The sequence below is a fragment of the Pseudoalteromonas sp. BSi20652 genome (assembly GCF_000239855.1).
GTDB lineage: Bacteria > Pseudomonadota > Gammaproteobacteria > Enterobacterales > Alteromonadaceae > Pseudoalteromonas.
Window position 1 is genome coordinate 26,758 of the sequence record NZ_BADT01000161.1, and the last position, 12,182, is coordinate 38,939.

The 12,182-nt window shown below is 38.5% G+C and carries 7 protein-coding genes and 1 pseudogene; 3 read left to right on the top strand and 5 right to left on the bottom strand.

Translation table 11 applies throughout. The features are described from left to right. Positions 1-3 precede the first annotated feature (3 nt). A complete protein-coding gene (gene ccoO, locus P20652_RS05755; protein ID WP_033017679.1) occupies positions 4-678 on the bottom strand; it encodes a cytochrome-c oxidase, cbb3-type subunit II in 675 nt (224 codons plus the stop codon). Between the two features lie 12 nt (positions 679-690). Further along, positions 691-2,124, bottom strand: coding sequence for a cytochrome-c oxidase, cbb3-type subunit I (gene ccoN / locus P20652_RS05750; protein WP_008170406.1), 1,434 nt, complete (start codon positions 2,122-2,124; stop codon positions 691-693). A gap of 327 nt (positions 2,125-2,451) precedes the next feature. Between ccoN and P20652_RS05745 the strand changes: the two genes are divergently transcribed. The 3 genes and pseudogenes from P20652_RS05745 (at position 2,452) to P20652_RS05735 (ending at position 7,466) form a co-directional block, all read left to right on the top strand. Further along, complete coding sequence (locus P20652_RS05745; protein ID WP_008170408.1) at positions 2,452-2,889, top strand: hypothetical protein; 438 nt, start codon at positions 2,452-2,454, stop codon at positions 2,887-2,889. Between the two features lie 676 nt (positions 2,890-3,565). Further along, positions 3,566-6,009, top strand: a pseudogene (locus P20652_RS05740) (TonB-dependent receptor). Positions 6,010-6,113: 104 nt separating this feature from the next. Further along, positions 6,114-7,466, top strand: coding sequence for a hypothetical protein (locus P20652_RS05735; RefSeq protein ID WP_008170415.1), 1,353 nt, complete (start codon positions 6,114-6,116; stop codon positions 7,464-7,466). A gap of 124 nt (positions 7,467-7,590) precedes the next feature. Here P20652_RS05735 and P20652_RS05730 read toward each other — a convergent pair whose 3' ends face one another. The 3 genes from P20652_RS05730 to mfd are packed head-to-tail and all read right to left on the bottom strand — an operon-like array spanning position 7,591 to position 12,178. Then, positions 7,591-7,842 (bottom strand): hypothetical protein, encoded by a 252-nt coding sequence (locus P20652_RS05730; protein ID WP_008170417.1) that lies wholly within the window; start codon positions 7,840-7,842, stop codon positions 7,591-7,593. A 26-nt stretch (positions 7,843-7,868) separates the two neighbouring features. Next, positions 7,869-8,705 carry a peptidoglycan binding protein CsiV gene (locus P20652_RS05725; protein WP_008170418.1) on the bottom strand — a complete coding sequence of 279 codons (837 nt, stop codon included), beginning with the start codon at positions 8,703-8,705 and terminating at the stop codon, positions 7,869-7,871. Beyond that, entirely contained in the window at positions 8,705-12,178 is a 3,474-nt protein-coding gene (gene mfd / locus P20652_RS05720) for a transcription-repair coupling factor (protein ID WP_008170420.1), read from the bottom strand. The genes P20652_RS05725 and mfd overlap by 1 nt, the downstream gene beginning before the upstream one ends. Between the last annotated feature and the right edge of the window lie 4 nt (positions 12,179-12,182).

A 12,182-nucleotide genomic window follows, 5' to 3' on the forward strand; every position in this document is an offset into this window, starting at 1 on the left:
AATTTACTTCAAGTGGGTACCAAGTTGCTGTAAATACGCGATTAGAGCTTGGATTTCTGTTGCGCCTTCGCCGTTATTCATAGCGTTAACTTTTTCAACATCAGCTTTAAGTTCTTCGTCGCTGCCATAACCTAGGCCCGGATGTTTTGGGTTTTCTGGGTTAATGGCAAAAGTATCACGGAAAATTTGTAGTTTTTTCAGAGTCAGGCTTGTATCTACCTTATCCTCTGCTAACCAAGGAAAACCTGGCATATTCGACTCAGGAACCACGGCACGTGGGTCAACTAAGTGGGCATAATGCCAATCGTCCGAGTAACGTTTACCAACGCGGGCAAGGTCAGGACCAGTACGTTTAGAACCCCATTGGAAAGGGTGGTCCCATACTGATTCGCCTGCTACAGAGTAGTGACCGTAACGCTCAACTTCATCACGAAAAGGGCGGATCATTTGTGAGTGACAGTTGTAACAACCTTCACGCACATATATGTCACGGCCTTCCATTTCTAAAGCATTAAGAGGGCGTAGGCCTTCTACTGGTTTAGTTGTGTCGTCTTGGAACATTAGCGGAGTAATTTCAACTAATGCGCCAAAGCTGATAGCAAAAACAGTCAGAATAGCCATAAGGCCAACGTTCTTTTCTACTATTTCATGTTTGTTTTGTGAATTTTTCTTGCTCATCATCTCACTCCGTTATGCTAATTGTGCTTGCGCGTCTAACTTCAGTGATTCTTTCTCAGCTGAAATTGTACGGAAAACGTTATAAGCCATAACTAACATGCCTGTTACGATGAATACACCGCCTATAAAACGCATGATATAGAAAGGATGCGACGCTTCTAAAGACTGCACAAAGCTGTACATTAATGTACCGTCAGCATTTACTGCACGCCACATTAGACCTTGCATTACACCAGAGATCCACATTGCAACAATGTATAAAACAACCCCAACTGTGTGTAACCAGAAGTGTGTGTTAACAAGCTTAATGCTATACATACGGCCTTGTGCAAATAAAGCAGGGATAAGATGGTAGATAGCACCAATCGAAATCATCGCAACCCAACCTAGTGCACCAGAGTGTACGTGGCCGATTGTCCAATCTGTGTAGTGAGATAACGCATTTACAGATTTAATTGCCATCATAGGACCTTCAAAGGTAGACATACCGTAGAAAGACAATGAAACAACTAAGAAGCGTAGTACTGGGTCGGTACGTAGTTTATGCCACGCGCCAGACAGCGTCATAATACCGTTAATCATGCCACCCCAAGATGGTACGAATAGGATAATAGACATAACCATACCTAAACTTTGCGTCCAATCTGGAAGCGCTGTGTAGTGAAGGTGGTGAGGACCTGCCCAGATATATAATGAAATTAGAGCCCAAAAGTGAACGACCGATAAACGGTATGAGTAAACCGGGCGACCTGCTTGTTTTGGTACAAAGTAATACATCATACCTAAGAAACCAGCAGTTAGTAGGAAACCTACAGCGTTATGACCGTACCACCACTGAACCATCGCATCTACCGCACCTGCATAGATTGAGTATGATTTAGTTAACGATACAGGCACTGCCATGCTGTTTACAATATGAAGTACTGCAACAGTAATAATAAAGCCAGCGTAGAACCAGTTAGCAACGTAAATATGCGACACTTTACGCTTAATTAAAGTACCAAAGAATACGATTGCGTAAACAATCCAGACCACAGCGATTAAAATATCGATAGGCCATTCAAGTTCTGCATATTCTTTTGAGCTAGTAATACCTAACGGTAGCGTTATTACTGCTAATACTATAACTAGCTGCCAACCCCAAAATGAAAAGGCGGCGAGTTTGTCTGAGAAAAGTCGCGTTTGACAAGTACGTTGTACGACGTAATAAGACGTCGCAAAAAGTGCACTGGTACCAAATGCGAAAATTACTGCGTTCGTGTGTAACGGACGTAGTCGAGAGTAAGTTAACCATGGTGTATCAAAGTTAAGTGCTGGCCAAGCTAATTGGGCAGCAATCAGAACCCCAATACTCATGCCAACGATGCCCCAAATCACTGTCATAATAGCGAATTGGCGTACAACTTTATAGTTATACTCAGTTTGTGATGCTACTGTTTGGCTCATTTTCTGGCTTCCGCTGCAATAAATGCGTTTAGAAATGAATTACCCACTATAAAAAGCGGGGCCTACTATTACTTCACAAGCATGTTACCTAAAACGTTCAAAGCATGAATGCTTCAGAAAACAAACTCGAGAAACCCTTAATTTTGCGGATGAAATGATAAATTTTTTGGCCTAAAAAAGATAGGTCAATTACATAATATTATGACATCAATCAAACTTTGTGAGCTTGTTGTTTATTTTTTGATACAGTTTGTGCCTAATTTGGCCTAATAATAACACTCGCACTTGTTATTTACAGTCACGATTATTAGTATTTGATTTTCTTTAGTGCGAAATTGTTATGCTTATATACAGGTTAAGTTTATTCACTGTGGTGTTTTTTTATTAACAGCGTGTGATTTTTCTAAAAATACAGATGAAAAATTTCTTAAAAATGCCCAATGCGAAGCCAATTTGCCTTGTACTTTTTCAAATGATGTTAAAGTATGGTTAAGCGAGGAAACCCTTTCTCCCGAAACCCCATTTACTATTTTTAGTTACTTACCTGCAAACGTTACAATTGAAGATGCCAAGCTTAAAGGCATTACCATGTATATGGGTTACATTCCCCAACAATTTAAAAAACATAATGACCTGTGGCAAAGTAATACTATGGTTGGTATTTGTTCCGAGCAAAATATGCTTTGGAATTTAGAACTAACCGTTAAAAATAATGCCACCTCTGTAATACAAACTCTCAATTACTCTTTTTACGTAACGTATTAAAGTTGCGACTGCAAACTCTTGCATACAGCTTACATTTTTGATGTGAGTTCGTTTTCTTATACATACGATTATTTGAGTGACAAGATCAATAAAATTGCCTTTTTAGGTTTTGATACCGATAAAACTTCAATGGTAAATAATTGCTCTCAAAAAGTTCAGCTTTAATGGCGACTGAATAAAAAATCTAATCAAAAAACCTTTCAAAGTGATTAAATAAGGCTATTTAAGCACTAAGCCTGCATAAATATGGTTAGTAATTAATATTTAGTTTTACTGTTTTAATAATTTGCTGTGATTAATTTGTTAATTTGTTAATTTGTTAATTTGTTAATTTGTTAATTTGTTAATTTGTTAATTTGTTAATTTATTAAAATTTGAGAATAATTCAATTAATTACATAGAATTACAAAGTTAGTCGGTTTGATTTCATCTGTTTTAATTATGTATTTGTTTTTGTTTAATACCATGAATTAAAAGTGTATTTATTAATTAACAATGAAACAAACTGTAACCTTTGTCCCTGAAAGCAAATGTTCCATTTCTTCCTTGATATTGAATGAACGCTTGTTAAGTTTTCGTTCAGTTAAGAGCGCCTAAGTTGCCCACCTGACTCACTATTCTTATAACAAGTGAGCATTACCAATAAAGGTAAACTTCCAACAAGTAGGGTTTATTCATGAAAAAGTCAACTCTTGGTTTAGCTGTGATTACAGCAATACCAATGTTCTCAAGTGTGCAAGTTTTAGCGGCTGACGACGCGGCTACATCAATCGAAAAAATACAGGTCACTGGTTCTCGCATCAATCGTACTGATATGGAAACGGCTAGCCCAATTACAGTTATTGGCGATGACTTCATTGCTAAAAGTGGTTTTACTTCAGTCGCTGATATACTTTCTACTCAGCCGTCAGCTGCAGGTATTAGTTTAGGGGCGTCGAGCAATAATGGTTCTGGTGGTTCTGCTACTGTAAATCTTCGAGGTATGGGTTCTCAACGTACATTAGTATTACTAAACGGTCGTCGTATGGTTTCTTCAGGCACAGGTGCGGATTCTTCTGTTGATTTAAATACTATCCCTGTAGCTATGATCAAATCTATTGAAATTCTAAAAGACGGCGCGTCTGCAGTATATGGCTCTGATGCTATTGCTGGCGTTGTGAACATAATTACAAAAAAAGATTTTGTCGGTTCAGAGCTTAACGTTGAAGGAAGTCGCACAACGAAAGGCGATGGTAATAACTATGGAGTAAGTTTATTACATGGGATGAATCTTGCCGATGGTAATCTAGTTGTTGGTGCTCAATATTCTAGCCGTGGAGAAATTATTCAATCTGATCGTCGCTTTGTAGAACCAGGTCAGTCATCGTTTATCCCAGAAGGTACTCTTGGCGGTAAAACGTATGAAGGTAATGGTATATTTGCCGATAGAACGACATCTTACGACTTTACTACATCAAGCTATGCTCAAACACCAAATGACTTATACAGCTTATTTTCAAGCTTTGATAAAGAGTTAGATTCAGATACAAATCTAAATGTTGATGTTATGTATACTCGTCGTGAATCTACACAGCAACTTGCACCACAGCCAGCGAGCATTGATTTACTGACTTCAAACTTAGACTCTGAATATACAAACGCTTTTGTTGAAGGCGGAGAACTTGCTAACTCATTAGAATACAGAAGACGAATGGTAGATGCAGGCCCTCGTATTTATGATCAGACGACTGATACTTACCGAGCATCAATTGCATTACAGGGCGTATTAGATAACGATGCCAGTTGGGATGTAAGTGCAACCTATGGTCGAAATGATTCCAAAGATCAAGTTCAAAACTCAATCAATGCAAGTAACGTTGAACAAAGCATTTATGGTAATCAAGACGTGTGGTTTAGTGGTGATGCTTTAAATCGTGACTTTTTAACATCTAGCGACTCAATTTACACTGAAAAAAATGAAGGTGGTAACGAGCAGTTTATCCTCTCAGCTGGTTATAGTGCCATTACACAGAGTGACTTTGCTTATGCTGTGGGTATTGAAAATAGATTTGAAAGTGGTTTTTATACGCCAGACTTAATTACGCAATTAGGTCAAAGCACAGCGGCACAGCAAGACCCAACGGAAGGTGATTTTTCAGTACAATCTATTTACTTTGAAACGTCGATGCCTGTATTTGAAACCGTGACGTTAGAAGGTGCTGCTCGCTACGATAACTACTCTACCTTTGGTGGTGAAACAACGTGGAAGTTAGGCGCAACGTGGAAAGTTACTGACGAGTTTATGGTTCGATCTGTATTAGCTACAGGCTTTAGAGCACCAAATGTAGCTGAATTATTTGGTGGTAATTCAGGTTCGTTTGATTTCTTATCTGACCCATGGGGCAATGAGCAGGATGCTCAAATACTTGTAAACTATACCGGCGATGACGACCTACAGGCTGAAGAAAGTCGTTCATTTACTTTTGGTATCGTTTGGGAAGTTGCTGATGGTTTATCAACAACTTTAGATTATTGGAAGTTTGATATTACTAATGCTATTTCACGTTTAGATGTTCAAAATGAAATGAATAGCTGTTTCGCCGGTGATAGCGAGTCATGTAATTCGATTAACATTACTCAAGCGGGTGATTTATCTGATTTAACCTCTGCGCTTACTAATATAGGTTCTCAAAAACGTCGGGTGTTGACTGGAATATTGGTTACACAGCTGATAATTACAGAATTAATTTAGATACTACTTATCTGGTTGAATTTGAACAAGATGATATTGATTACACGGGCACTATTGATGGTAATATTGGCGGTTATTCAAAAATAAAATCCAATCTTTCTGTAAATTATGATATTTCAGATGCATTTAGCGTACTTTATAATGCTCGATTCCTTCGCGGTATGGATGGTGAATACTTTGGAGAAAAATTTAGTACTGAAAATGTAATTTACCATGATATTTCAATGAGCTATAACTTAAATGATGCATTAAGAGTTACTGGTGGTATGAACAACATATTTGATAAAGAACCTGAGGAAGTGTTAGGTGGTAACGATATGGGTACTGTTCCAGAAGTTTATGATGTTATCGGTTCTCGTATTTTTGCAAGCGTTAACTATAAATTTTAATTAGTTTGTTAACCATATAAAGGCTCAGTATTTACTGGGCCTTTTTTATTGAACAAAACCTAGGAGGCAAGTACAATGAAACGATATTTTAGGAGGAGAACTGATTGTTAAAACAAGACGAAAACTTATCTTTTGTCATTGAACCAGAGCTAAGCCCTCGCTCTGAGCAGCGTATTGACCTGTACTTTTCTATTCCCAATGAAATGGGAATAAATCCGCAAACGCTTACGGAAGAGTCTTACTTCAATAACCACTTTAAATCGCATTTAGCTTACAACGCTAACAACATACATTTACCCTTAGTACGAAGCCGTTTTGTTAGTAAGAATAAAGGTGAGCAGCAAGATTACCGTCAAAACCTAAACTTATTTTGTTACCAAGTACGCTTGGCACTCGATGCAGATATAAAAGATGCGTTAAAACTTAGCGAGCCGGAAGATTTTTATAAACGTGCTAATGAGTTGTACGAACAAAGTGAAGGGCTTTTAAAAAAGTTGCGTCGTTATACACCTGATGACGAAAAATTACTGCCATTTTTTACCAATGCTGATAATTATTTAAGTTGGCATGTAGATCAATCATTTTTAAAGCTGTTAGATGAAGGTCCACGTAGTAGCGATTATGCAAAAGAGCGTAACGATTTACTGCAGTTTTGTAAAAATGAAAATACGTACCGTGCTGAAAAAAATTACAATTCAGAAACAACGATGCAAGACGCTAACCGAATAACAAATAAAATGCGTTTATTGCAACGTTTGATTGAGCACGGCGTAATACTACAGCGTCAAACCCGTTTTTTGAATAGCTACTTAAAGCGCTTAGTTAAAGGCACTGTTACTGCCGTTATAATGGCTTTTGTAATGCTTGTAATATTAAATGCGCGATCGAGCTTTACCGAAGTAACAGCAACACTTATTTTAATTTTAGGGGTTGTTTACGGCTTACGTGAAATATTTAAAGAAGATATTACACGTATGATTTGGCGATCTATAGTGCAAGGGCGCCCCAAATGGCGATTTAGTTTCAAAAATAGTATTACTAAAGATAAAATAGCAAGCCAGCTAATTTGGCTTGAATACACACGGTTTAAAAAAATCCCTAAAGAAGTTAAATCTATTTTTTCAAAACGTCGTCAACAAAATAAACAAGCCGCACAATGGCTGCATTTTGCCAGTGAAACCCGTGTAAGCGCAAAAGAATTTTTACCGGGTTATGATACTCTTCAGCAAACACTTCAATTTAACCTAGCGCCTTTTGCACGTTATTTAAAACGTGGTGAAGGTAAGTTATATCATTTAGATAGTAATAAAATCTCTAAGCAGGCGGTTGAAAGACGCTACCAACTAAATATGGTGCTTGTTTTAACCGAGGATGATAAAAAACTCTATCAACGTTATAAAATAACACTTAATCGCAGTAAAATAGTAAACATAGAACTTATTTATTCTACAAAATAAAAAGGGAGTAGATTCAAATCTACTCCCTTTCAATAAACATAAATTTAGGTAACTTCAACTTAATAATAAATTTTAATATCATTATGATTGAATATGCTGGTAAATATTTTAACCAGCATTGAGGTTATTTAGTTAAACCGTGTTTGCTGTATAACGTTACTTTATTTGAGACTAAAGTGATCTCGATGTTTTTAGCTTCATCGCCCCATATACAATTAGTGTGGAGTGTTTTTTCTACACAGTTATCAGCACTACCTAAAATAACTTCGACTTCTGTTTTATCCATACCTATTTTAACTTTTTCGTAGTTTTCTAAGCTTACTTTTGAACAAGCAGCAAGGCTTAGTGTGGCTGCAATTATCAGGAGTTTTTTCATTGTTATTTCCTATATCGTAAATACGATTAATGTTTGAATTTTCTTATTTGTACAATCATACCCATACGAGGATGATCAAAGTAATGTACGTCGCCGCTAATTACGCGCCTAAACTGTGAAAAGCGAGCTGATTCTATTTCACCATTTTCAAGTTTTTGGCTAATATCAAAGTCAGCAGTGATGTATAAATAGTGGCGTAAATGTATTTTAAATAACCCATCCAGTTCCCAGTCAATTTTTGGCTGATCTGGGTCGATAAATAGCGCAGGTTGAGAATTAAATACACTTACAAAGTCAGGGTTTGAGTAAGCTGGCACATTATTAACATCGTTTTCAATATGTTGCCCAGCAATTAAATGCATACTTTGTGCGCGCGATTCACTTGCACCTTCAAAGCGCCAACCAGTGTGTAATATGGGTGTAAAACCTTTGCTATCTAATTCTCTGTATTGCGTTTTAAATTGTAATTGCTCGGGAGCTAAAAGATAAGTTTGCTGCATATTATTTTGTGCAGGCGCTTTTGGTGTTACCGGTAGCTCATTATAGCTTTGGATGTAATTTGTAGTGTCATTACATACGCCCGATTGCGGATTTGAATTGACTAAAGAATCTGTGAATGAGTGCTTTTGAAAACGTATATCTCCATCTATACATGCTTGCATTGCTTGCTCAGTATAAAGAGGAGTCAATAAATCTAGGGCGTTTGTGTCTTCAATAGCTTTGTGCTTTAGGCTAAAGTCTTCTTGCAAATAGGGAGCCGGAAGCTGTTTAAATATAAGTACTTCAACTTCAAACCAACGCTCTGCAAATACAGTGCTGCTAAATAGGCAGCATAAAACAAAAAGCGATTTTTTTAGCAACATTAATGGCTAACCTTTTTTTCGAAATCTGCAATCATTGCAGTGACCATTTTTAAGCGTTCGCGAGCATTAGCTTCACTAATAACGAAGCGCAATTTATTTGCGCCATCCATTTTATAAATGCGAGGCGCACTTTGTATCAAACCAATAATGAAGCTAGGGTTAACCTTGGTATCTTGGCTAAACTCAAAGTAACCACCTTTAGGGTTTGCTTCAATTTTTGTTATACCTAAACTACTTGCCTGCATTTTTAATTGTTGCAAACTAAATAAGTTTTTAGCAGCGTCAGGTAGTAGACCAAAACGGTCTATCAGCTCGACCTGTAGTTCATCCATATCAGCAAGGTTAGCACAACTTGCAACACGCTTGTACATCCCTAAGCGGGCGTTTACATCATGAATGTAATCATCAGGTAATAATGCGGGTAGTTTTAAATCAACTTCAGTTTGTTTTTTCAGCAAGTTTTCAAGTGTTGGCTCTTTGCCTTCACGTAATGCATTTACGGCTTGTTCAAGCATTTCCATATATAAACTAAAGCCTATAGTTTGCATTTGACCTGATTGATCGTCGCCAAGTAATTCACCGGCACCACGAATTTCTAAATCGTGTGTAGCGAGAGCAAAACCCGCGCCTAAATCTTCTAACGATTCGATTGCTTGTAAACGTTTACTCGCATCTTTTGAGAGAGCTTTAGGGTCACCTGTTAGTAAATAGGCATATGCTTGATGGTGACTTCGTCCCACTCGCCCACGTAATTGGTGTAATTGCGCAAGGCCAAGTTTATCTGCTCTATCCATAATAATGGTATTAGCTGTCGGTACATCAATACCCGTTTCGATAATCGTAGTACAGACCAGCACGTTGTATTTTTGATGATAAAAGTCAGTCATTATTTGCTCAAGCTCTTGCTCGCGCATTTGACCATGGGCTGAGGTGACGCTTGCTTCAGGCACCCATTCACTAATTTCTTGTGCAACGCGGTCAATAGTTTCTACGTTGTTATGCAAAAAGTACACTTGGCCACCGCGTTTAATTTCACGCAGTACGGCTTCGCGTATTAGTTCTACATCGCGTTGGCGTACAAAGGTTTTTACCGCTAAACGTTTAGCCGGTGGTGTTGCGATTATTGATAAATCGCGCATTCCGCTCATGGCCATGTTGAGTGTACGCGGTATTGGTGTTGCAGTCAGTGTGAGTATATCTACATCTGCACGCAGGGCTTTAATTTTTTCTTTTTGGCGAACACCAAAGCGATGCTCTTCATCAACAATGAGTAAGCCTAAATCGTTAAACTTAATGTCTTGCTGAATAAGTTTATGTGTGCCAATAACTATATCGAGCTTACCGTTCGCCATTTTTTCAAGTGTGTCTTTTTGCTCTTTAGTGGAGTTAAAGCGCGAAAGTACACCTACTTCAATAGGAAAATCTGCAAAACGGTCTTTAAAATTTTCATAGTGCTGTTGAGCTAGCAAGGTGGTAGGCACTAAAATGGCTACTTGTTTATCATCGTTAACCGCTACAAAAGCAGCACGCATGGCCACTTCTGTTTTACCAAAGCCTACGTCACCACACACTAAGCGGTCCATGGCTTGCTTTGATTGCATATCACCTAATACGGCTTCTATGGCGTTACGCTGATCGTCAGTTTCTTCAAACGGGAAGCTATCGCTAAATTGGCGATATGCAGGGGCGTCTAGAGTAAACTTATTACCGGGTTTTGCTTGGCGCTGTGCATAAATGTCGAGTAATTCGGCTGCTACATCGCGAACTTTTTCAGCTGCACGTTTTTTTGCTTTTTCCCATGCATCTGAGCCAAGCTTATGCAGCGGGGCGCTGGCTTCTTCACCGCCAGAATAACGGCTGAGCATATGCAGTGCCGATACTGGTACGTAAAGTTTAGCTTCACTTGCGTAAGTAATCGTAACAAACTCAGTAATTACACCTGCGGCATCAATTGTTTGCAAACCTTGATAACGACCAACACCATGATCAAGATGCACAACAGGTTGGCCTTCTTTAAGCTCAGCTAAATTACGAATTAGCGCATCTTGGCTGGCTTCGTATTTATGCTTGCGGCGTCTGCGCTGAGATACTTTAATGCCAAGCAGTTCTTGCTCGGTAATAATAGAAAGGCAGGGTTTAGTGCCAAGTACTACACTTTGTTCAAGCGGACTTACTATTAAACCTACATCACTTGCACTTTTTATAAATTGTTCGAGTGTTTCAAATTCTTTAAATTTTAAACCGCTTGGTTTTAAAATGCTCAGCAATGATTCGCGACGACCATCGGATTCAACACTGAGTAATATGCGGCCTTTTTTCTTTTTTTGCTCTGCTACATAATTTATAAACGCGCCATAAGGTTCATGCTGTTTATGATCAATTCGAATAGCTGGCAGCTCGCTAACACTTAAATTTTTATTACCCGCTTTAGTACCAAGCTTTGCAAGGGATAAACGAATACGTGCAAAATTGCCTAAATTAGAAAACAGCTCTTCAATAGGCTGGTAAAGCGCATTGGGTTCAAGTAATGGACGAAGTGGGTCAACTCTGCGATTTTCATAGCGTACATTTACATCGTGCCAAAAGTTATCTGCCGCGTGCTCTAAATCGCCTAGTTGCATAACGGTTGTCGTATCTGGCAAGTAGTCAAAAATAGTCGCTAGCTTTTCAAAAAACAACGGCATGTAGTATTCAATACCCGCAGGCCAGTTACCTTTGCTTACTTGCATGTATACCGAATCTTGCTGCGAGCTTGCGCCAAATTTTTCACGGTAGCTTATTCTAAACCGTTCAATATCAGTGTCGTTAGTAGGAAATTCATGCGCTGGAAGTAGCTCAATTTTATCTACTTTTTCGTCAGAACGCTGTGTTTCTACATCAAATAAGCGAATAGTGTCGAGTTCGTCATCAAAAAAGTCGAGTCTAAATGGATGCTGACTCCCCATAGGGTATAAGTCAACGATAGAGCCGCGTATAGCGTATTCGCCGTGCTCCATTACTTGTTGAACATTTAAATAACCGGCTTGTTCTAAATTGTCACGAAAATTATGTGTGTCTAGCTTATCGCCTACTTTAAAGTTTATTGTTGAACCATAAATAAATGAGGCCGGGGCTGTGCGCAACATTAAGGTCGATACAGGCACAATTAACACACTTTGTTGTTCTTTTTTTAAGGTGTTTAAAGTGGCTAAACGGGCTGAAATAATGTCTTGATGGGGAGAAAAGTGATCATATGGCAGAGTTTCCCAATCAGGAAATACCATTACCGGGTTATCGGGTAATAAATATTCTAACTCTGTTTCAAGGCGCAGTGCGCTTGGTGTGTCCGGCGTAACAATTAAGACTAAGTTGTCTTGTTGCTTAACGCCTTCAGCAATGGCAATACTTAAACCACTTCCGCTTAGCTGGCCCCATTGAATTTTATCTTTATGAGATTTTACCCAAGGCAAGGCTGCCCATTGCTCAAACGCCATTTAT